This is a genomic window from Microvirga sp. GCM10011540 (assembly GCF_042650665.1).
GTDB classification, from domain to species: Bacteria; Pseudomonadota; Alphaproteobacteria; order Rhizobiales; family Beijerinckiaceae; genus Microvirga; species Microvirga lenta.
Genome location: NZ_JBHSBQ010000038.1, coordinates 1 through 22315, shown reverse-complemented (window position 1 = coordinate 22315; position 22315 = coordinate 1). Strand labels below are relative to the sequence as shown.

The window sequence follows — 22315 nt, the reverse complement described above, 5'->3', positions numbered from 1 at the left end:
CATGAAAAAAGCCGCGGACCCGCCGCGGCTTTTTTATTGCCACTGCGTGAAGGCCTCGTTCATGACCCGCTCGCCGGTGGGTCCCTTTTCGAAGCTCAGGATCGCGCGCTGCCCCGAGGCCATGCGCACGGGCAGGTCGATCCAGTTGCGGCGCACGAACAGCTCGGTGTTGCGCTCGATGTCGCCCGGCAGGTTCGAGAGCCCGATCAGGAACAGGTTCTCGCGGACCGGCACGGGAAGCCCGGCAATGGGGGTGCCGCGGGCCGCCTCCTCGTTCTTGAACTGAAGCAGGCCGACGTCACGAATCACCCGTCCGCTCTCGCCAGCCCGGGTCGTGAAGGTGAGCTCGACCGTATGCGAGGCCGGCAGGGTGGAATCCAGGTTGCGGCGAAGGACCATGCGCATGCTCAGGCCCGCATCCGGCACCTCGACATTGGCCGTCACGGCCTTTTCCAGGGCCTGCCCCTGGCCCGGATTCACGTCCTCGAGCCGCCACACGACGCGGCCGACCTGGGCCTTCGGCGTCTGCGGATTGGCAGGGTCCTCCTCGTAGAAGACGGCGCGCTGGGCGACGCCGATCTCCTGGCGCGGCGCGTCGGCCGCCGGCGCGTTCGTTGCCGGCGGAGCCTGCCCTCCCCCGACCCGCTCGTTGATCTTGCCTGCGTCGGGCGCCGGCTCCTGGGGCGCTGCCGCAACGGGAGTCTGGGCCGGAAGGTCCTCGGGCCTGTCCCGCCAGAGGAACGCGAAGGCCGCGATGGCGGCGATCGCCAGCGCCAGAACCGTGCCGAGAACGATCGTCCGCGTGCGCTTGTTGTTCTGCATGCCCGGATGCGGACGGCTCTCGACGCGCGGTCGCGCGGTCGCAGCCTCCTCGTAGGCGTGGTCGGGGGCCTCGTCATCGGCCCCGTCGTCATGGAACGGGCCCCGGTGGCCCGCATCGGCACGGCCGGGAACGTCGTCCGACGGCAGGCGGGCACTCTGGCGAAGGACCGGAGCCGCGGCTGCCTGCGGCATCGAGCTCGATGCCGGAGCCTCCGCAGCATACTCGGACTCGATCCGGCGGATGGCCTCGTCGAGGGAAATCCGCTCCTGGTGGATTTCGTCTTCCGTGAGGGGCGGATCGAGCGTGCGCAGCTGCCCGATCAGGGCGGAGCGCGCGCGCTCGTAGACGGCGCGGCGCATCTCCGGCGACGGATCGGACAAGCCTTCGACAGCGCGGGCTATGAGGGGATAGTAATCAGCCATTGCGCTCTTGGGATGGCCCGGAGCGGGCGCCTCGTCAACCCTCAAACGGGTTCTTCATGAGGATTGTATCGTCACGCTCCGGCGAAGTGGACAGAACGGCCACCGGCGCACCGATGAGCTCCTCCACGCGGCGCACGTATTTGATCGCCTGCGCGGGCAGATCGGCCCAGGAGCGCGCTCCCGCGGTCGATCCGCTCCAGCCTTCCATCTCTTCGTAGATCGGCTCGACGCGTCCTTGAGCGCCCTGGCTCGCCGGGAAGTAGTCGATGGTCTGGCCGTCGAGGCGATAGCCGACGCCGATCTTGATCGTCTCGAATCCGTCGAGGATGTCGAGCTTGGTGAGCGCGATTCCGTCGATGCCCGAGGTGCGGACCGTCTGGCGCACCAGGGTCGCGTCGAACCAGCCGCAGCGGCGCTTGCGGCCCGTGACGACGCCGAATTCCTTGCCCTTCTGGCCGATCAGCTCGCCGGTCTCGTCGAACAATTCCGTTGGGAAAGGCCCCTCGCCCACGCGGGTCGTGTAGGCCTTGGCGATGCCCAGCACGTAGCCGACGGCGCCCGGCCCGAGGCCCGAACCCGTGGCGGCCTGGCCGGCGACGGTGTTGGACGACGTGACGAAGGGATAGGTGCCGTGATCCACATCGAGCAGCGCACCCTGGGCGCCTTCGAACAGGATGCGCTTGCCGGAACGGCGCTGCTCGTCGAGCAGGCGCCACACCGCGTCCATGTAGGGCAGCACCTTCGGGGCGACGGAGGACAGCTCCTCGTAGATCGCGTCGGGGGAGAATTCCTCGAGGCCGAAGCCGCGGCGAAGGGCGTTGTGGTGCGTGAGCAGCCGGTCGATCTTGTCCCGCAGGGAGGACAGGTCGGCAAGGTCCATCAGGCGGATGGCGCGGCGCCCGGCCTTGTCCTCGTAGGCGGGGCCGATGCCGCGCTTGGTGGTGCCGATCTTGGTGCCGGCGCTGCCGCTTTCGCGCAGGGCGTCGAGCTCGCGGTGGATCGACAGGATCAGCGTGGCGTTCTCGGCGACGCGCAGGTTGTCCCGGCTGATGGAGACGCCCTGCTCGGCCAGGCGCTCGACCTCCCCCGCGAGGGCATGGGGATCGAGCACGACGCCGTTGCCGATGACCGACAGCTTGTTGGGGCGCACCACGCCGGACGGCAGGAGCGAGAGCTTGTAGACCTTGTCGCCGATGACCAGCGTATGGCCGGCATTGTGCCCGCCCTGGAACCGCACGACCACGTCCGCCTGTTCGGACAGCCAATCGACGATCTTGCCCTTGCCCTCGTCGCCCCACTGGGCGCCTACGACAACCACGTTCGCCATTGCTCAAGCCTCACATGAAAAAGCCCTGGCGCAAGGCCAGGGCTGGGGAAAAACCTTGCAAACCCTCATGGTGGATCAATGCCGGGAGGTCAAGAACCAACACGCTTTTTCCGCCCGCCAATCCCAAGATGCATCACGTTCCACAAGGACCGGCGCAAAGGTATGGCAACGGGCACGGGTGATCGGGCTGCGGGGTATGCGCGCGGCCTTGTGGCAGTCGAGGGGGCGCGAGGAGCGAACCGGCTCGAAGGGTGGTGGTGGAGAGGGAAGAGCCGGATGGCCCCTCGCGCACGGTTCTTTTCAGGCGAACAGGCGGCGCTGGTCCGTGAACGGCCGCAGGCGAACGCCGCACGCCTGGTGCGGCCGGGCCTGCGACCCGCTCCGGCCCCAGGGCTTGTGCCTGGGCCTCCTGCCGCAGGAGGGTGCGTTCCCCTCCGGCGCAGGACCGTGTCCGGTCCCACAATCACGACGCCTCGCGAGCGCGCCCCTCGGTGAACCGGACACGAACAATATAGCTTAGCTTGGCGCGAGTGTCAAGAACAGAGTGGGAACATAGCGCGAGGAAGATGACGGCGGCGTGGCGCTCCTTCACATCCGCGCACCGTGGCAGGACGCCGGATCGGGTCAATGGACGATGGGACCGTCGATGATGACCTGGGCGCAGAGGCGGGAGCAGCGCTCGATCCGGCCGTCGACCTTGTAGATGTCCCGGAGAAGGTCGGGCGTGATGACCGCCTCGGCGGGGCCGCACTTCACCATCGTGCCGGCATCGATCACCAGGACGCGGTCGGCCACGCGCAGGACCTGGTTGAGATCGTGGACCGCCAGGACGACGCAGATCTCGTGCTTCCGCGCCAGCGCGCGGATGAGCGCCAGCACCTCGACCTGGCGGTGGAGATCGAGGGCGCTCGTCGGCTCGTCCAGGAGCAGGATCTTCGGCTGCCGCACCAGCGTCTGGGCCAGGGACACCAGCTGCCGCTGGCCGCCGCTGAGCTCGCACAATCCCCTGAAGGCGATGGGTTCGATCCGCAGGGCCGCGAGAACCTCGTCCACGGCTTCGAGATCGCCGTCGCTGACCCGGTGTTCCCCGCCCTGCTTGCGCGCCAGGAGGATCGATTCGTAGACGGTGAGCACGGTGTTCACCGACGTGTCCTGAGGCATGTAGCAGACGGCCCGGGACGCGGACCGTCCCGCGAGGCCGCCGATGGCGATGTCTCCTGGCCCGCCGAGAAGCCCCGCGATGCGCCGGAACAGGCTCGACTTGCCGGCGGCGTTGGGCCCGATCACCGCCGTCACCTCGCCGCCCTTCATGACCGGCGTCGTGATGCCCGAGAGCACCTCCAGCTTGCCGTAGCGCACACCGACCTGGTTGAGCTGCAACGTGGCTACCATGCCTGTCTCCGGTTGGTCATGATCAGGCTGAAGAGAAACGGCACGCCGACCAGCGCCGTGATGATGCCGATGGGAATGATGCTGCCGGGAATGAGCGACTTGCTGATCACGGACGTCAGCGACAGCATCGCGGCCCCCGAGAGGGCGGAAGCCGGCAGGAAGAAGCGCTGGTCCTCCCCGATCATCATGCGGGCGATGTGAGGGCCGACGAGGCCGACGAATCCGATGGTGCCGACGAAGGCCACGGGCACCGCGGCGAGCACGCTGACGATCAGCATCGTCTCGAGCCTGAGCCAGCGCACGTTCACGCCGAAGCTCGCGGCCTTGTCCTCGCCCAGGCGCAGAGCCGTCAGGGCCCAGGCGCGGCGGAAGAAGAGCGGAAGGGCGACGGCGAGGATGGCCGTGGTGATGGCCAGCTTCGGCCAGGTCGCCCGGGTGAGGCTGCCCATGGTCCAGAACACGACGGCCGCCAGCGCCTGCTCCGAGGCGAGAAACTGCACCAGCGCCAGAAGGGCGTTGAAGGTGAAGACCAGGGTGATGCCCAGCAGGACGATCGTCTCGACGGTGACGCCGCGCCTCTGGCTCATCAGGTGAATGAACAGGGCCGCCCCCATGGCCATGAGCAGGGCGTTGATCGACACCACGTATTCGATGGCGAAGGGCAGCAGGCCCACTCCGAACACGAGCGCGAGCGAGGCGCCGAAGCTGGCGGCCGCCGAGATGCCGAGGGTGAAGGGGCTGGCGAGCGGATTGTTCAGGATCGTCTGCATCTGCGCGCCCGCGGCCGAGAGGGCGGCGCCGACCACCACCGCCATCAGGGCGACCGGCATCCGGATATCCCAGATCACGACGCTGACCTGGTGCGACACCTCCGACGACCCGGCGAGCGCGAGCACGACCTCCCGCATACCGTAGCGGGCCGGCCCCAGGCCGAGATCGGCGATGACCGAGAGGATCAGGACGGCCGCAAGCGCGAGGAGCAGGAGCTTCTTGCGCTGCACGAGGGCGCGGTAGACACCGCGCCCTGTCTGTGCCGGAACGGATGCCGCGTGAGTCAAGGACCTATTCCTTGTCCGCCAGGGAGACCCAGTAGCCCGGCTTGTAGGCCACCGGCAGGAAGCGCTCGTAGAGGGTGCGCATCGTCTGGTCCGGGTCGAGGTCCTTGAAGAGCTCCGGGTGCAGCCACTTGGCCATCTGCTGGATGGCGACGAACTGATACGGGCTGTTGTAGAACTGGTGCCAGATGGCATGGACCTGGCCGTTCTGCACCGCCTTCACGCCGGTAAAGGCGGGACGCTTCATGAGATCCGCCAGCTTGGCGCGGGCCTTCGCCTTATCGGCGCCGGAGCCGACGCCGACCCACTTTCCGCCGGGCACGTACAGCTCCCAGTTCGAGCCGGTGGCGATCACGTGGTCCGGGTTGGACGCGATGATCTGCTCCGGGTTCACGACGCCGAAGGTGCCGGGGATGATCTTGGCCGCGAGATTGATGCCGCCGGCCATCTCGACCATCTTGCCGAAATTCTCGTTGCCGAAGGACATGCAGCAATCGTCGGTGTAGCCGGCAGCGCGCTCCATCATCACGAGCGGCTTTGCCGGATTGGCTTTCGCGAGGCGCTCCGTGACGCGCTCGATCTGCTCCTTGCGGAAGGCGATGAACTCCTCCGCCCGGGCCTCCTTGCCGAACAGCTTGCCGATCAGCCGCATGCTCGGTTCGGTGTTCTCGAACGGCTTGTCGCGGAAGTCCACGAAGACGACCGGGATGCCGACCTTGGCGAGCTTCTCGATGAGCTTCGCGTCGTCCGTCGCGGTCTTCGCCTCCACGTTCATGATCATGACGTCGGGGGCGAGCGCCACGGCCTGCTCGATGTCGAACGTGCCTTCCTTCGTGCCGCCGAAGGTGGGGAGCTTTGCGATATCGGGGTACTTGGCGAGGTAGTCCTTGTAGCCGTCGAGGTCCGCCTTCTCGAAATCGTCGCGCCAGCCGACGACGCGCTTGAAGGGATCCTCGCCGTCCAGGGCCGCCACGAAGTAGATCTGCCGCCCCTCACCGAGGATCACTTTGTCGACAGGCGCTTTGACCTCGACCTTCCGGCCGGCGATGTCGGTGACGGTGATCTTCGTGTCCGCCGCCGTCGAGGGGGTGGGCAGGAGACCGACGAGCGCCAGGGCGGCGCAAAGGGCCAGTTTGGGAAGCTGCATGATGAACCTCGCATCAAGAGGAAAAGCGGCTCGTCCCTATGCCCGCAATGAAAGTATATCAAGCAATATCTTTTAGAACTTCTATAACAAACAATAGATTTTACCTAGTTTAGAAATAGTCTATTCTACAGTTTAGAACATCTATAATTTGACGAGTACCGACACGGAGGGTAAATCGCACCGCAAAGCATGACTGGAACGGGCCCATTCGATGACGTCGAACTATACGCTTCGGGACGAAATTCGTGACTATTGGTCGGCCCGCGCCGCAACCTTCGACCAGCAGGTGGGACACGAGATCTTCTCGGAAGCGGAGCGGCAGGCATGGAGCGAGTTGTTCCTGCGCCATCTCGGGCCGGGCGCGGGGCGCAGCGCCCTCGACCTCGCGAGCGGCACGGGGGTGATATCCCACCTGCTCGACGGGCTGGGGTTCCACGTCACCGGGCTGGACTGGTCGGACGCGATGCTCTCCCGGGCCCGCGCCAAGGCCGAAGCGCGCGGGGCCCGCATCCGGTTCGTCATGGGCGACGCCGAGCGCACCCTGGAAAGGCCGGAGAGCTACGACGCGATCGTGACGCGCCATCTGGTCTGGACCCTGGTCGATCCGATGGCCGCCTTCAGGGAATGGCATTCGCTCCTGAAGCCCGGCGGCAAGGTGCTCATCGTCGACGGCGACTTCGTCTCGGACACCCTGGTCAGGCGCATGGTCCGGGCGTTCGAGCGCCTCACTGGGCGAACGCCGCCCGCGTCCCACATGCCCGATGCGATGCGCGAGACCCACGAACGGATCCTGCGGCAGGTCTACTTTTCCAAGGGAGCGCGCTCGGCCGAGGTCGTGGACCTGCTCCGCCAGGCCGGCTTCGCCGAGATCACGGTCGATCGCAACCTCAAGCGCATCCACCGCGAGCAGGCCAAGCACATGTCGCTTCTGAAGGGCCTGGAGCGGGCCACCCAGCACCGCTACGCCATCGCGGCGACGAAGCGGTGATGCCGCAGCGTCACGCCCGTCCGCGCGCGCTCTTTCCGGGCCTGACCCGATGCTCGATGAAGTTGCGGATCTCGCGGGTGCGGCGCACCGGGTCGAGCACCTCCGCATCGAGGCCGTGGCGCCAGGCAACCGGGATGTCGTTGGGCTCGGCATGGAGGGTCTTCAGGTCGGCCACGTAGGCCGCGGCCTCCTCGGGCGTCCGGCAGAAGCCTTCGTTAACGAGGATCTCGGTGCGCCGGCCCAGGATCACGGCCAGTTCGCCCAGGCTGAACTCGGGATGATACTGCACGCCCCAGAACACGCCGCCATTCACCCGGATCTCCGCCGCCTGCACGGCCGAGACCGCGTTGGTGGACAGGATCGTGCAGTCGCCCGGGGTGACCGTGACCATGTCGAGATGGATCGCGGGCGCGTCATAGGCGCCGGGGCGGCCCTCCAGTATGGGATGCACCCGGCCCGCCTCCGTCGGCGTCAGGCGCCGGGCGAAGCCGATCTCCCGTCCCAGGGGGTTCTGCCGCACGTCGCCATCCGCCGCGACGGCCGCGACCTGGAGGCCCCAGCAGGACCCGAAAGTGGGCGTGCCGGAGGTGTAGACCGCCCGCATGAGGTCGATCTGGCGCAGGATGTCGGGGGTACGGTCGTAGATGTTGAGGTGCGAGCCGGTGAGCACGATGCCGTCATAGGATTCGAGCCCCGCCGCATCCGGCAGGTTCGCCCCCTCGTCCGCCGGGAAGGCGAGATCGCAGATCGCGTCCCCCGCGATGCCCTGCAGCACCGCCGCATAAGACTCCGACGGCATGAGTCCATAGCTTTCCCTGTGGGCCTGCCTTGCACCACGCGTATTGCCCTCGACCACCAGGAACCTTAAGGCCATAGACATCCCCCGCCTCCAATCAGGCCGGTTTACCCGAACCGCGGACGGCGGCAAGCGCTGCGAGGACCCGCGTCCCATGAAAATCCTGCAATCGCTCTGGAAGGGGCTCTTCGGGCAGGCCTACCTGCTGCTGATCCTGACCACCCTGTTCTGGGGCGGCAACGCCATCGCGGGGCGGATCGCCGTGGGCGAGATCTCCCCCATGGTCCTCACCTGCCTGCGCTGGGTCGTGGTCGTGGCCGTGATGGTGCCGACGACGGGGCGGCAGCTCCGGGCCGAATGGCCGGTCCTGCGGAGGCACCTGCCCTACATCGCCGGCATGGGGGCCTTCGGCTTCACCGCGTTCAACGCCCTGTTCTATGCCGCCGCCCATCACACGACGGCGGTGAACCTCACGATCTTCCAGGGCTCCATTCCGGTCCTGGTCCTGCTCGGGACGGTGCTGTTCTTCCGGGCGCGCATCCTGCCCCTGCAGATCCTCGGCATGGCCGTAACCATCGCGGGCGTCGTGCTCGTCTCGGTGAAGGGGGACCTCGAAATCCTCCGCACCCTCGCGCTCAACATCGGCGACGTGTGGATGCTCGTGGCGTGCCTGTTCTATGCCGGCTACACCCTGGGGCTGCGCCGCCGGCCCGCGGTGACGGGCCTCGTCTTCTTCACGGCGCTTGCCGTGGTGGCCTTCGTCACCTCCCTGCCCCCGCTGGCCTACGAGATGGCGACCGGCACCCTGCAATGGCCCACGCCCACGGGCTGGGCGGTCCTGCTCTACGTGGCGCTGCTGCCCTCGCTCCTGTCCCAGATCTTCTACATCCGGGGCGTCGAGCTGATCGGCCCGGCGCGGGCGGGCCTGTTCGTCAACCTGGTGCCCGTCTTCGGGGCGCTTCTCGCCGTCGTTCTGCTGGGCGAGCCCTTCGCGTTCTACCACGCGCTCGGTCTGGCGCTGGTGCTCGGCGGCATCTGGCTCGCGGAGCGGCGGCGCTAATCCGCGAACACCACGGTCTTCTGGCCATTGAGGAGGATGCGGTCCTCCAGATGGTGGCGCACGGCGCGGGCCAGCACCCGGCGCTCGATGTCGCGCCCCTTGCGCACGAGGTCGTCCGGCGTGTCGCGATGGGTGATGGGCTCCACGTCCTGGGCGATGATCGGCCCCTCGTCGAGATCCGACGTGACGTAGTGCGCCGTCGCCCCGATGAGCTTCACGCCGCGGGCATGGGCCTGATGGTAGGGCTTGGCGCCCTTGAAGCCGGGCAGGAACGAGTGGTGGATGTTGATGCAGCGTCCCGCGAGCTTCGCCGCGAGCCCGTCGGAGAGCACCTGCATGTAGCGCGCGAGCACCACGAGATCGGCCTTGGCGTCGCGGATGACCTCCCAGACCTTCGCCTCCTGCTCCATCTTGGTGTCGCGGGTGACCGGCAGGTGGTGGAACGGGATGCTGCCGAGATCCACGTGGCTGTAGGTCTCGACCGGGTGGTTGGCGATGACGCCGACAGGCTCGAAGGCGAGTTCGCCGATGCGCCAGCGGTAGAGCAGATCGGCGAGACAGTGATCGAACTTGGACACCATGAGCATGACCCGGCGCGGCTCGCTCCGGTTGCGCAGGGTCCAGGTCATCCCGAAGCGCTCGGCCACGGGCACGAAGCCGCTCCTGAGGGCGTCGAGATCGGCCTCGCCCTCCACGGGGTCGAAGACGACGCGCATGAAGAACCTGTCCGTCTGCGTGTCGTCGTATTGCTGGGCGTCGAGGATGTTCAGGCCCGCGCTCGACAGGTGCCCTGCCACGGCGGCGACGATGCCCGGGCGGTTGGCGCAGGCGAGGGTCAGAACGAAGCGCTGCGGCAGGGACGAGGGCATGGCGGGCCTCTTAGAAGTGGACGGCGCGGGCGCGCTTGACCTGCGGGATCTCCTCGATCCTGCGCAGGAGCTCGTCCGACACGGGCTGATCGACGGAGACGAAGCAGATGGCATCGCCGCCGGGCCTGTCGCGGCCGAGGGCGAAGGTCGCCACGTTGACGCCGGACTCACCCAGCAGCGTGCCGAAGCGGCCGATGAAGCCGGGCTTGTCGTCGTTGCGCACATAGATCATGTGCGGCGCGAACTCCGCGTCGACCGCGATGTCGCGGATCTCGATCACGCGCGGCTTGCCGTCCTGGAACACGGTGCCGCCCGCGTGCCTCGGCATGTCCTCGGCATCCACGACGATGCGGATGAAGCTCTCGTAGTCGCGGGCCGCGTTCTCGCGCTTGACCTCCTCGATGGTGATGCCGCGCTCGCGGGCGACCACGGGAGCCGACACCATGTTGATGTCCTGCAGGAAGGGACGCAGCACGCCGGTGACGGCGGCCGAGGTGAGCGCGCGGGTGTTCATGTCCGCCACGGCGCCTTCGTACTCGATGCGGATGCCCTTGATGGGCGCTTCCGTGAGCTGGCCGAGGAAGGAGCCGAGCTTTTCGGCGAGCGCCACGAAGGGCCGCAGGCGCGGAGCCTCCTCGGCCGTGATCGACGGGAAGTTCACGGCGTTCTGGATCGCGCCCTGGAGCAGGTAGTCCGACATCTGCTCGGCGACCTGGAGCGCGACGTTCTCCTGCGCCTCGGTGGTGGCGGCGCCCAGATGCGGGGTGCAGACCACGTTGGGATGGCCGAAGAGCGGATTGGAGGTCGCCGGTTCCTCGACGAACACGTCGAAGGCCGCGCCGGCCACGTGGCCGGAATCGAGCGCCGCGCGAAGCGCCACCTCGTCCACGAGTCCGCCGCGGGCGCAGTTGACGATGCGCACGCCCTTCTTGGTCTTGGCGAGGTTCTCGGCGGACAGGATGTTCTTCGTCTTCTCCGTCATCGGCACGTGGAGCGTGATGATGTCGGCCCGGCGCAGGAGGTCTTCGAGCTCGACCTTCTCGACGCCGATCTCGAGGGCGCGCTCCGGCGACAGGAAGGGATCGTAGGCGATGACCCTCATGCGCAGGCCGATGCCGCGATCGGCCACAATGGAGCCGATATTGCCGCAGCCGATCACGCCGAGCACCTTGCCGGTGAGCTCGACGCCCATGAAGCGGTTCTTCTCCCACTTTCCGGCCTGGGTCGAGGCGTCGGCCTGCGGGATCTGGCGGGCGAGCGCGAACATCATGGCGATGGCGTGCTCGGCGGTGGTGATGGAATTGCCGAAGGGCGTGTTCATGACGATGATGCCCTTCGCCGTGGCGGCGGGGATCTCGACATTGTCGACGCCGATGCCGGCGCGGCCGATGACCTTCAGGTTGGTCGCCTGCTCCAGGATCTTGGCCGTGACCTTGGTGGCCGAGCGGATGGCGAGGCCGTCATACTGGCCGATGATGGCAGCGAGTTTCTCCTTGTCCTTGCCGAGGTCGGGCTGGAAATCGACCTCGATGCCGCGATCCTTGAAGATCTGCACGGCGGCGGGAGAAAGAGCGTCGGAAATGAGTACGCGGGGAGCGGGCATGGTGCACCTGTGCCTGTAGCGTCATCCCGGCCAAGCGCAGCGCGAGCCGGGATCGTCATGGGAGTCTGGCTGATGAGAGCGATCCCGGATCGCGGCCCTGCCGCGTCCGGGATGACGAATGAAATCAAGCCGCTTTCGCGAGCTTCGCCTTTTCCTGCTCGAAGGCCCAGTCGAGCCACGGCGTCAGGGCCTCCAGGTCGGATTGCTCGACCGTGGCGCCGCACCAGATCCGAAGACCGGGAGGCGCATCGCGATAGGCGCCGATGTCATAGGCGACGCCTTCCTTGTCGAGCGCCGCGGTGATGCCCTTGGCGACCTGGGCCACGGCCTCGGGCCCCTTGGCGACCACGTCCGCATCGGCAACGACGAGGCAGACGCTGGTGTTGGAGGCGGTGGCCGGGTCCTTGGCGAGGTTGGCGATCCAGGGCGTTTTGGCGACCCAGTCGAGGACGACCTTGGCGTTGGCGTCGGCCTTGGCCACGAGGGCGTTCAGGCCGCCGATGGACTTCGCCCATTCCAGCGCGTCGATGTAATCCTCGACCGCGAGCATGGAGGGGGTGTTGATGGTCTCGCCCTCGAAGATGCCCTCGATGAGCTTGCCGCCCTTGGTCATGCGGAAGATCTTCGGCAGCGGCCATGCGGGCTTGTAGGTCTCCAGCCGCTCGACCGCGCGGGGCGAGAGGATGAGCATGCCGTGCGCCGCCTCGCCGCCCAGCACCTTCTGCCAGGAGAAGGTGACCACGTCGAGCTTGGCGAAGTCGAGCTTCTGGGCGAAGGCCGCCGAGGTGGCGTCGCAGATGGTCAGGCCCTCGCGGTCCGCCGCGATCCAGTCGGCGTTCGGCACGCGAACGCCCGAGGTGGTGCCGTTCCAGGTGAAGACCACGTCGCGGGTCTTCGTGTCGACCTGCGAGAGGTCGGGAAGTTCGCCGTAAGGGGCGGTGATGACGCGGGAGTCGTCGAGCTTGAGCTGCTTGACCACGTCCGTGACCCAGCCCTCGCCGAAGCTTTCCCAGGCGAGCATGTCCACGCCGCGCGCGCCGAGCATCGACCACAGGGCCATCTCCACGGCGCCCGTGTCGGAGGCCGGGACGATGCCGATGCGGTAATCGGCCGGAACCCCGAGAACCTCGCGGGTCAGGTCGATGGCCAGCTTCAGGCGCGACTTGCCGATCTTGGCGCGGTGCGAGCGGCCCAGGCTGTCGGTCTTGAGGTTGTCGAGGGACCATCCGGGGCGCTTCGCGCAGGGGCCGGACGAGAAGAAGGGCGCGCGAGGACGCGCGGCGGGCAGGTCTGTCATGTCATCCATCCTTACAGATGGGCGCCTCTCGGTGGGGAGAGGTGTCCCGCCATCCGGTATGACGGAGGAGCCGCCGGCGGTCAAGATGACTTCCGCTTAGGCAGCATGACATCCTTATGAGCACTGTCAGATTACAAAACCGTAATACAAAATATTGTGTTCATTGCAGTAAGTTGGGTCTGCCCAGTCTATATTGTGCTACGGCATTCCCAATATTCGAGTCTTCGAGGAGCGAGCATGCGTGTGTCCAGTCAGCTTGCCGTCATCGCCATGCTGGGAGCAGCAGGCTACGGCGGTTGGTACGCCTATCAGGGCGGCTATTTGGCAAAGGCACCGGTGGTCGGCTCCTACTTTGCCCAGCCTGCGGCGCCGGCGGGCGGCCCCGGCGGCGGACGCGGTCCCTCCGGCCCCGCCATGGTCGAGGTCGACACGGTCAAGACCGGCCGCGTGGTGGAAACCCGCGACGCGGTGGGCACGGTCCGGGCCTTCGAATCGATCACCGTGACCGCCAAGGTCGCCGGTCTCATCACCGAGATCGGGTTCGAGGAGGGCCAGAAGGTCAAGGCCGGCGACATGCTGGTCCAGTTCGACGCCGCCGAGCGCCGTGCCGAGATCGAGCAGGCGGCGGCGGAAGCCAACCGGGCGGTCGCGCTCCGGAACGAGGTCGCCATCAAGCTGGAGCGCGCCAAGGCCCTGAGCCGCACCGGCGCGGGCACCAGCGCCCAGGTCGAGGACCTGACGGCCCAGATGAAATCCCTCGAAGGCTCCATCGCCTCCGCCGAGGCCCAGCGCCGGGGCGCCGAGGCACGGCTGGAGGAGCTGACGATCCGTGCGCCCTTCGCCGGCCGGGTCGGCAGCCGCTCCGTGTCGCTGGGCGCCTATGTGCCCCCCGGCACCCGAATCACGTCCCTGGACGACCTGTCCCGGATCCGGCTCGACTTCTCCGTGCCGGAGAACCTCCTCGGGCGCCTCAAGGCCGGCCAGACCGTGAACGCGACCTCGGCCGCCTATCCCGGGCGGACCTTCGAGGGGGCCGTGACCATGATCGACCCGCGCGTGGAGCCGACCACCCGCACCGTCAAGCTGACGGCGGAGTTCGACAACGAGGACGAGGCCCTCAGGCCCGGCATGTTCCTGTCGGTGCGCCTGGAGGTCACCACCAAGGACGACGCGGTCGTCATCCCCGAGGAGGCCATCGTCAGCGAAGGCCTTCGCCAGATCGTCTATCCGGTCAAGGACGGCAAGGTGGAGCGCCGCGTCATCCGGATCGGCCAGCGGCAGAACGGCCGGGTGGAGGTGGTGGAAGGGCTGCAGCCCGGAGAATCCATCGTCGTGCTCGGCGTCCAGCGGGTGCGTCCGGGAGCCCAGGTGATCGCGCGGCCGGTCGGGTCCGGCACTCCGGCGGCGCAGCCGGCGCCCGCGGCCGACAGGCAGCAGCCCTCGCGCAGCTCCCTGAACCTCCCGCAGGCCATCGGCAGCGCCGTCGCGGCCGAACGCCCGTAATTCCGACTCTCCCGTCCGCGGGGGAGATTTCTCTTCACCAGCCTGAGAGCTGACGCGCCATGCAGGTTTCCGACCTCTTCATCCGCCGCCCCGTCTTCGCCGTCGTGGTCAGCCTTCTGCTGATCGTGGGCGGCCTCGCCGCGCTCATGAACCTCCCGGTGCGCGAGTACCCGAGCGTGGACCGGCCCGTCGTCTCCGTCTCGACGATCTACCGCGGCGCCTCGAACGAGGTCATCGAGAGCCGGATCACGGAGGTGATCGAAGGCGCGGTCGCGGGCATCGAGGGCATCGACCAGATCCGGTCGGAAAGCCGCAACGAGCGCTCCTCGGTCGTGATCGAATTCGACGTGTCGCGCGATCCCGAAGGCGCCACGTCGGACGTGCGCGACGCGGTGTTCCGCGTCGTCGGCCGCCTGCCGGACGGCGTCGACCAGCCGGTCATCCGCAAGGTCGACGACAACGCATCGCCCATCATGTGGGTCAGCGTGACCTCCTCGACCTACGATGCGCTCGAGCTCAGCGACTTCCTCAAGCGGGTCTATGTGGACCGGCTCTCGACCGTGCCGGGCGTCGCGAACGTCTATCTCGCCGGCGAGCGGCGCTATGCCATGCGCATCTGGATCGACCGTTCGGCCCTTGCCGCCCGCGGCCTCACGGTGCAGGACCTGGAAACCGCCATCAAGCGCCAGAACGTGGAGCTGCCCGGCGGGCGCATCGAGTCGTCCCAGCGCGAGCTCACCGTCAAGACGGATTCCCGCCTGTCGACCCCGCAGGATTTCGAGCAGCTCATCGTCACGAACAAGAACGGCTATCTGGTGCGCCTGAGCGAGGTCGCCCGGGTCGAGGTCGGTCCGGAGGACAACCGCTTCGAGTTCTACGAATCCGGCAACGTGGCCACCGGCCTCGGCATCGTGCGCCAGGCGACGGCCAACACCCTGTCGGTGGCCGACGAGGTCCGCGCGGAGCTCGAGCGGCTGAAGCCGTCGCTGCCGCCCGGCACCACGGCGGAGGTGTCCTACGACGAGAGCCAGTTCATCCGCGCCTCCATCGACGGCGTGCTGCAGACGCTCGTCGAAGGCATCATCCTCGTCATCCTGGTGATCCTGATCTTCCTGCGCGACTGGCGCTCGACCATCGTGGCCATCGTGGCGATCCCCGTTTCCGTCATCGCCGCCCTGATGGTGATGGCCTACTTCAACGCCTCGATCAACGTGCTGACGCTGCTCGCCATCGTGCTCGCCATCGGCATCGTGGTGGATGATGCCATCGTGGAGATCGAGAACGTCCACCGGCGCATCGAGGAGGGTCAGCCGCCCCTGCTCGCCTCCTTCGACGGCGCGCGGGAGATCGGTTTCGCGGTGATCGCGACGACCGCCACCCTGATGGCGGTCTTCGTGCCCCTCGCCTTCATGACCGGCAACACGGGCAAGCTCTTCCGGGAGTTCGGCATCACGCTCGCGGCCTCGATCTTCTTCTCGGGCGTCGTCGCGCGCACGCTCACCCCAATGATGTGCTCCAAGCTCATGGTGCCGGCCCATGGCCGCATCCAGCGCATGACGGAGCCCTTCTTCACGAGCATGAACAACGTCTACCGCCGGATCCTTTCCACGGTTCTCAAGGCCCCGCTGGTGATCCTCGCCATCGGGTTCGCCGTGTCGCTGTCGGCCTGGGGCCTGTTCCAGATGCTGCCGAAGAACTTCGCGCCGACCGAGGACCGCGGCGCCATCATCGTCCGCATCGAGGCCCCGGAGGGCTCCAGCCTCGACTATACCCGCGAACGCGTTCGGGAGGTCGAGCGGATCCTCCTGCCCTACAAGGAACAGGGCGTGATCGGCTCCATGACGAGCCAGGTCGCGCCCGGCTTCGCCCGGCCCTCGCCGGTCAATGCCGGCATGATCATCGTGCGCCTCGTTCCCTGGGAGCAGCGGACCGTGAAGCAGCAGGAGCTGGTCCAGGAAATCCAGCGGAAGGTCGCGAACCTGCCCGGTGCGCGCGTGGCGCCGATCAGCCCCGGCTCGTTCGGCCAGCGCGGCCCCTCCAAGCCGATTCAGTTCGTGCTGGGCGGACCCGACTACGACACCCTGCGCGAGTGGCGCGACATCGTCATGCAGAAGGCGCAGGAAACCGGGATGTTCGTGAACATGGATTCCGACTACCGGGAATCCCAGCCCGACATCCGCGTCCAGATCGACCGCCAGCGCGCGGCGGATCTCGGCGTGTCCGTCGAGGATATCGGCCGCACCCTCGAGCTGATGTTCGGCGAGCGCGAGGTCTCGACCTTCGTCAGCCGCGGCGAGGAATACTCCGTCATCATGCGGGGCCGCGCGGAAGACCGGGCCACGCCGAACGACCTGACGAACACCTTCGTGCGGGCGACGAACGGGGAGCTCGTTCCCCTCTCCTCCTTCGTCACGCTCACGGAATCGGCGGCGCCCCAGACCCTGAACCGGTTCAACCGGATGCGGGCGATCACCATCGATTCCTCTCTCCGGGGGGATGTCTCCATCGGCGACGCGCTCGCGACCCTCGAGCAGATCGTGCGCGAGAACCTGCCGGCGGAGGCCCGGATCGGCTACCGGGGTCAGTCGCAGGACTTCCTCGAATCCTCCAACGCGTTCTACGTCACCTTCGGCCTGGCCCTGCTCGTGGTGTTCCTGGTGCTGGCGGCGCAGTTCGAGAGCTGGATCAATCCGTTCATCATCATGCTGACCGTTCCGCTCGCCGTCACCGGCGGCCTTGCGGCCCTCGTGCTCACGGGCCAGTCGCTCAACATCTACAGCCAGATCGGCATGATCCTGCTCATCGGCCTGATGACCAAGAACGGCATCCTGATCGTCGAGTTCGCGAACCAGCTGCGCGAGCAGGGCATGGCGGTCCGGGAGGCGGTGATCGAGGCCTCCGTGCTGCGCCTGCGGCCGATCCTCATGACCTCCATCGCCATGATCGGCGCGGGCATCCCGCTCGCCTGGTCGACGGGAGCAGGCGCCGAGGCCCGCAACGCCATCGGCTCGGTGATCGTCGGCGGCGTGGCCCTGTCCACCCTGCTGACGGTGGTCGTGGTTCCGGCGATCTACCTGCTCATTGGCGGCTACACGAGGCCCTCCACCTATGTGAGCGAGCTGCTGGACAAGATGCGGGCGCAGACGGGCCTGAGGCCCCACGGCGAGAAGCAGGCGCCGCCGCCGCACCCGGCGGAGTGACGGGCGGAGGGGCCGTTAGGGCCCCTCCCCCGCTCCGAAGCACCTCCTGGCGCGGCTTTAGCGTTCAGCCTTCGTGTCCGTCATGCAATCCGCGCGGGACCTGCGCCTCTCGTCACGAAACGTGGCTTACCGTGCACTGCTGGTCCTTGGCCGTCACGTTGTCGGTGATCACCCAGTGGAGGATCTTCTCGTTCTCGTCGATCTCGAGGACCATTTCGAAGACCCGCGTCTCGGCATACACCGCGAAGAAGCCGAAGCGACGGGAACCCCACGACGGCGTGCTGAGCCGGAAGATGTCGTGGGTCAGAACCCGGCATCGCACCAGCGCGGTTCGGAGCGCCTCCACCGGGTACTTGGCCTGCAGGGACGGAGCCAGGAACTCGTGGAAGGCGGCCGCATCCTCGGCGTTGTAGGCGCGGACCAGTGCATCCGAGACGTTCGTGATCGAAAAGGGACCGACCTCCGACAGGGCGGGAGCAGCCGAGGTCGCGCCGATGATGAGCAGGATCGCGCTCTTCAGTCCGCCACGCATGCCGCCGCCCTCCCGTCGTTCCGCCGGGGCTTATCTGGCGCCGCCCGGCGGAACGGCCAGATGAGCGGGCATGGGCGCCCTCTCTAGAAATCGTAGCGGGCGAAGCTGACGCTGACGCGAACCTCATGATCCCTCAGGCCCGTCACCGATGCGATGAGGCTCTCGGCGTTCCTGAGGGCGTGGCTGATGAAGATGCTGGGGTCGCGGCGCTCGGAAGAACCCTGGTCCGCCGCTGCCGGGGACGGCAGGGGCGTGTCCCGCGCCACGACGGGAGCGGACGCCTCGACTTCCCTCACCTGCAGGATCTGAGGGCTCTGCCAGAGCGACGGAAGGCGATTCTCGAGAGTGACGAATCCTGACATCGATCCTCCCTGCAGTGATTCGCGGAGGAACTTAGTGAATTGATGGTTAACGCTCAAGCCGAAGCTTGGCCTTGTCATGGACCAACCTGCGGGATCGTGCCCGGAAGCCCGGGGTGAGCTGATCGAGCATGCGGCAAAGCTCGCCATGCTCCGTCAGCCGATCCCCGGGCATCGGTCGGGTCGTCCGGACCATCAGAGCCCGTAGCGCACGCCCAGGCGCACCTCGTGCGTGCCGATGGATTCCACGTCGGAGCCGGCGCCGGCCTCGTAGGAGCGGGTCTTCATGTCTCCACGGCTGACATAGCGGTAGCCGAGATCGAGGGTGAAGTTCGACGAGAGCCGGTAGCCCACACCGGCCATGAGGGCCCAGGCGAAGCTCCTGTCGTCGCCTCCCGCGAGACGCTCCCAGGTCTCGACGTCGGCGACGACGTCATAGGTGGTGCGCGTGTAGTCGGAGAAGACGTTGCGCGCCAGGCCGATGCCCGCGCCCACGTAAGGCGTGAAGCCTCCCATCGACCCGAAGTCCACGTAGCCGTTCACCAGGAAGGCCGAGGACTGGAGCGAGGCCCGGTCCGTGACGGACGCGGTGGCGAAGGTGGGCGTGGGCGCCGTGCCCTTGAAGCGGGCGCTGAAATGGTCCGCCGTCACGTCCATGCGGAAATTGGGGCTGAAGCGGTAGCCGATGCCGACGCCGAGACCCGCGGCATCGCCGAGGTCTTCGCGGAACAGATTGCCGCGGTAGTCTCCGGCGGCGAAGTCCGCTTCGGGCCGCTTGTGGTGGACATAGCCGATGTCTCCCCGCAGGTACCAGCCTTCGGTGCTGGGTCTCGTGGCCCGCATGGCAGGCGCCGGGGAAAAGAAGTTGCGAGGGAGGTCGGCCGCGAGGGCTGCCGAAGCGGTTGCGGTGAAAAGACCGGCAAGGACCGCGATCTTGATGGAACTCATGGGTATTCTTCTCCACTCAACAGGTCACGCACCGCCGAGATCTTCAACGGTCATAAAATGTTGTAACGTTTGCGGGTGAAGAGAACGTTAAGCTTAATTCTTGAGCTTACTTTTTTCTTATCCGGGGCTCGCCCAGGTGCCTTCCGGTCGGATCGGACCTGCCGCGACCCTGTCCCATGCAAGCGAAAGGGCACGGATGGCGCACCATCCCTGCCCGCCGCGAGGCTCATGCCGCCGGTTCCCGAAGCGCCGTCAGTTCAGCCCGAACCGTACGCCGACCCGCACCTCGTGGCCGCCGATCGCCTCCAGGTCGACGCCGTTGCCAAGCCCGAAACGGCGGGTCTTGACCTCGCCGAGACTGACATAACGGTAGCCGAGGTCGAGGGTGAGGCCGGGCAGGAGCTCGTAGCCGAGACCCGCCATGAGCGCCCAGGCGAGCCCGTAATCGGCGCCGCCGGCAATCCGGCCCCAGGAGGTGAGATCCATAGCTCCGTCGAAGGTGGCGCGCGTCAGGCGGGAGACCTCGTTGCGCGCGATGCCGATGCCGGCGCCGACATAGGGGGTCAGGCCGTTCCAGGTCCCGAGATCCGCATAGGCGTTGAGCATCGCCGTGGAGGATCGGAAGCGGCCCCGGTCGGCCAGAAGCGCCGCCGCGAAGTCCGGAGCGGCGGCCCTGCCGTCGAAGCGGCTTTCGAAACGGTGATCGAACGTCACGTCCATGCGGAACATCGGATCGAGACGATAGCCGATGCCGAAGCCGAGAGCCGCGGTGTCGGCAATGCCCTCCCCGGCAAGGCTCCCGCTCCGAGGGAAGGCCGCGAAATCGGCCTCCGGGCGCTTGTGATGCACGTAGCCGACGTCCCCCCGCAGGTACAGGGTCGCCTCGGCATCCTCGACATCGTCGAGAACGGGTGCCGGCGGCAGGAGATCCTCGGGGTCGGCAGCCGCGGCGGACGTGGCGGCGGCGGCAAGGAGAACGGCAAGGACGGCTTTCGTGACGGGGCGCATGAACACTCTTCTTCACTCGCGGGCTTCGCGCCGGCGCGTCCGGCCGGCTCCGCAAGCTTGTAGCGCAGCCCTTCTAAAGGGATCGTTAAGCTTAACTTTCCCTTACCGCTCCACGTCCATGGGAAGATGTCCGGCCCCGGCCTCCCCGCTCCGGGCAAAAGGAAAGGGCGTGGATGAGGCATCCACGCCCTTCATCATGATTTCACCGGTTGATGGGGTCAGGCAGCGCCCTTGATCGCCGGGGCCGGCGCCTGGCTCGCCGCCCGGGTCACCGCCTCCACCACATCGTCCACGACCCGGTTCACGAGATCACGGTCGTCACCCTCGCCCATGACGCGGATGACGGGCTCCGTGCCGGAGGGGCGGATGATGAGGCGGCCATTGGCGCCGAGACGCTCGCGGCCGGCCTCGATGGCCTTGACCACGGAGCTCTCCTGGAGCGGCTTGCCGGCCTTGTAGCGCACGTTCTTGAGCACCTGCGGCAGGGGCTCGAAGCAATGGCACACCTCGGAGACGGGCCGGTTGCAGCGCTTCACGACCGCGAGAAGCTGGAGCGCCGCGATGAGGCCGTCTCCGGTGGTCGTGTAGTCCGACATGATGATGTGTCCGGACTGCTCGCCGCCCAGGTTGAAGCCGTGGGCGCGCATGTGCTCCAGCACGTAGCGGTCGCCGACCGCCGTGCGCACGAGGTTGAGCCCGATGCCGCCGAGATAGCGTTCGAGGCCGAGATTGGACATGATCGTCGCGACGATGCCGGTCTGGGTCAGGCGGCCGTCGTCCTTCCAGGACCGGGCCACGACGCCCATGAGCTGGTCGCCGTCGACCTTCTGGCCCTTCTCGTCCACGATCAGGACCCGGTCGGCGTCCCCGTCGAGGGCGATGCCCACGTCGGCGCGGACCTCCCGCACCTTGTTGATGAGGGCGTCGGGGGCGGTGGAGCCCACGTCCTGATTGATGTTGAACCCGTTCGGCTCCACGCCGATCGAGATCACGTCGGCGCCGAGCTCCCAGAGAGCCTCGGGCGCGACCTTGTATCCGGCGCCGTTGGCGCAGTCGATCACGACGCGCATGCCTTCGAGGTCGAGCTGGCGCGGCAGGGTGCGCTTGGCGAACTCGATATAGCGCGCATCGGCGCTCTCGATGCGCTTGGCCCGGCCGAGCTTGGCGGAGCCGGACAGGCGATGCGTGACGTCGGAATCGATCAGGGCCTCGATCTCCAGCTCCACGTCGTCGTTGAGCTTGAACCCGTCCGGGCCGAACAGCTTGATGCCGTTGTCCTCGTAGGGGTTGTGCGAGGCCGAGATCATGACGCCGAGGTCGCAGCGCATGGAGCGGGTGAGCATGGCCACGGCCGGGGTCGGCATCGGGCCCAGCAGCAGCACGTCCATGCCCACGGAGGTGAAGCCGGCCACGAGGGCGTTCTCGATCATGTAGCCGGACAGGCGGGTGTCCTTGCCGATGATGACCCGGTGGCGATAATCGCCCCGCTGGAACATGAGCCCGGCTGCCTGCCCGACCCTTAAAGCGAGATCCGGGGTAATGAGGCGGTTTGCCTGTCCGCGGATGCCATCGGTCCCAAAGTATTTGCGCACGATTCCTGTCTCCGCATGCTGTAGCGCCATTGTGCGCTTTGGTCTTCTCAAAGCAACCTCTATGAATCGGGTCAAGGCTTTGAGGCGATATAGGGCATCACAAGTGATAAGCGATTATTACAATGCCAAAAGCAGACTTTGGTTTGAAATGAGAACTTGAGGTACGCCAAGAAAAACGCCCGCCGAACCGGGCGGGCGTTTGGGTCTCGAGCGAATCGTCGCAATCAGGCCTGAGGCTGCGGCTCCATGCCGCCGTCGGTCTCGCGGGGCCTTCCGCGTCCTGCGGTGGGGACGGCGGAGCCGCGGGTGGCGGTGACGCTCTCGCCGGTGTCGCGGATCGGCGGCTGCCCGTCGAGAAGGTTGCGGATCTCGTCCCCCGACAGGGTCTCGTACT

The 22315-nt window shown here is 67.2% G+C and carries 18 protein-coding genes; 4 read left to right on the top strand and 14 right to left on the bottom strand.

From position 1 onward, the window contains the following. Positions 1-33: 33 nt before the first annotated feature. From ACFOYU_RS13045 to ACFOYU_RS13025, 5 genes are all read right to left on the bottom strand, one after another. Positions 34-1245: a histidine kinase gene (locus ACFOYU_RS13045; RefSeq protein ID WP_377033928.1), complete on the bottom strand. Its 1212-nt coding sequence runs from the start codon at positions 1243-1245 to the stop codon at positions 34-36. 34 nt (positions 1246-1279) lie between these two features. Continuing rightward, a complete protein-coding gene (locus ACFOYU_RS13040) occupies positions 1280-2572 on the bottom strand; it encodes an adenylosuccinate synthase (protein ID WP_226742591.1) in 1293 nt (430 codons plus the stop codon). A gap of 624 nt (positions 2573-3196) precedes the next feature. Next, a complete protein-coding gene (locus ACFOYU_RS13035; protein WP_226742590.1) occupies positions 3197-3964 on the bottom strand; it encodes an ABC transporter ATP-binding protein in 768 nt (255 codons plus the stop codon). Next, entirely contained in the window at positions 3958-5022 is a 1065-nt protein-coding gene (locus ACFOYU_RS13030) for an iron ABC transporter permease (RefSeq protein WP_226742589.1), read from the bottom strand. Before ACFOYU_RS13030 ends, ACFOYU_RS13035 begins: the two co-directional genes overlap by 7 nt. 4 nt (positions 5023-5026) lie before the next feature. Next, complete coding sequence (locus tag ACFOYU_RS13025; RefSeq protein ID WP_377033927.1) at positions 5027-6166, bottom strand: ABC transporter substrate-binding protein; 1140 nt, start codon at positions 6164-6166, stop codon at positions 5027-5029. A gap of 211 nt (positions 6167-6377) precedes the next feature. Here ACFOYU_RS13025 and ACFOYU_RS13020 point away from each other — a divergent pair, with 211 nt between their 5' ends. Continuing rightward, positions 6378-7154: a class I SAM-dependent methyltransferase gene (locus ACFOYU_RS13020; protein WP_377033926.1), complete on the top strand. Its 777-nt coding sequence runs from the start codon at positions 6378-6380 to the stop codon at positions 7152-7154. Positions 7155-7164: 10 nt separating this feature from the next. Here ACFOYU_RS13020 and ACFOYU_RS13015 read toward each other — a convergent pair whose 3' ends face one another. Continuing rightward, the gene (locus ACFOYU_RS13015) at positions 7165-7953 is read right to left on the bottom strand and encodes a type 1 glutamine amidotransferase (protein ID WP_377033925.1); all 789 of its coding nucleotides are present in this window, start codon (positions 7951-7953) and stop codon (positions 7165-7167) included. Positions 7954-8104: 151 nt separating this feature from the next. Between ACFOYU_RS13015 and ACFOYU_RS13010 the strand changes: the two genes are divergently transcribed. Beyond that, complete coding sequence (locus ACFOYU_RS13010) at positions 8105-9010, top strand: DMT family transporter (protein WP_226742586.1); 906 nt, start codon at positions 8105-8107, stop codon at positions 9008-9010. On the opposite strand, the gene purU is transcribed toward ACFOYU_RS13010, so the two are convergent. The 3 genes from purU to ACFOYU_RS12995 form a co-directional block, all read right to left on the bottom strand. Further along, positions 9007-9879, bottom strand: coding sequence for a formyltetrahydrofolate deformylase (gene purU / locus ACFOYU_RS13005; RefSeq protein ID WP_226742585.1), 873 nt, complete (start codon positions 9877-9879; stop codon positions 9007-9009). The genes ACFOYU_RS13010 and purU overlap by 4 nt on opposite strands. Before the next feature lie 10 nt (positions 9880-9889). Next, positions 9890-11482: a phosphoglycerate dehydrogenase gene (gene serA, locus ACFOYU_RS13000; RefSeq protein ID WP_377033924.1), complete on the bottom strand. Its 1593-nt coding sequence runs from the start codon at positions 11480-11482 to the stop codon at positions 9890-9892. A gap of 124 nt (positions 11483-11606) precedes the next feature. Next, a complete protein-coding gene (locus tag ACFOYU_RS12995) occupies positions 11607-12779 on the bottom strand; it encodes a phosphoserine transaminase (RefSeq protein WP_377033923.1) in 1173 nt (390 codons plus the stop codon). 237 nt (positions 12780-13016) lie between these two features. On the opposite strand from ACFOYU_RS12995, the gene ACFOYU_RS12990 reads away from it, so the two are divergent. Both ACFOYU_RS12990 and ACFOYU_RS12985 read left to right on the top strand, forming a co-directional pair. Continuing rightward, entirely contained in the window at positions 13017-14282 is a 1266-nt protein-coding gene (locus ACFOYU_RS12990) for an efflux RND transporter periplasmic adaptor subunit (protein WP_377033922.1), read from the top strand. A 59-nt stretch (positions 14283-14341) separates the two neighbouring features. After that, the gene (locus ACFOYU_RS12985) at positions 14342-17482 is read left to right on the top strand and encodes an efflux RND transporter permease subunit (RefSeq protein ID WP_377033921.1); all 3141 of its coding nucleotides are present in this window, start codon (positions 14342-14344) and stop codon (positions 17480-17482) included. Positions 17483-17594: 112 nt separating this feature from the next. On the opposite strand, the gene ACFOYU_RS12980 is transcribed toward ACFOYU_RS12985, so the two are convergent. The 5 genes from ACFOYU_RS12980 to glmM form a co-directional block, all read right to left on the bottom strand. After that, positions 17595-18014, bottom strand: coding sequence for a hypothetical protein (locus tag ACFOYU_RS12980; RefSeq protein WP_377033920.1), 420 nt, complete (start codon positions 18012-18014; stop codon positions 17595-17597). Positions 18015-18097: 83 nt separating this feature from the next. Continuing rightward, the gene (locus ACFOYU_RS12975; protein ID WP_377033919.1) at positions 18098-18376 is read right to left on the bottom strand and encodes a hypothetical protein; all 279 of its coding nucleotides are present in this window, start codon (positions 18374-18376) and stop codon (positions 18098-18100) included. Between the two features lie 192 nt (positions 18377-18568). Further along, positions 18569-19321, bottom strand: a complete 753-nt coding sequence (locus tag ACFOYU_RS12970) for an outer membrane protein (protein ID WP_377033918.1) — start codon at positions 19319-19321, stop codon at positions 18569-18571. Positions 19322-19573: 252 nt separating this feature from the next. Further along, the gene (locus ACFOYU_RS12965; RefSeq protein ID WP_377033917.1) at positions 19574-20329 is read right to left on the bottom strand and encodes an outer membrane protein; all 756 of its coding nucleotides are present in this window, start codon (positions 20327-20329) and stop codon (positions 19574-19576) included. Positions 20330-20547: 218 nt separating this feature from the next. Continuing rightward, positions 20548-21921, bottom strand: a complete 1374-nt coding sequence (glmM, locus tag ACFOYU_RS12960; protein ID WP_377033916.1) for a phosphoglucosamine mutase — start codon at positions 21919-21921, stop codon at positions 20548-20550. Positions 21922-22315: the final 394 nt, after the last annotated feature.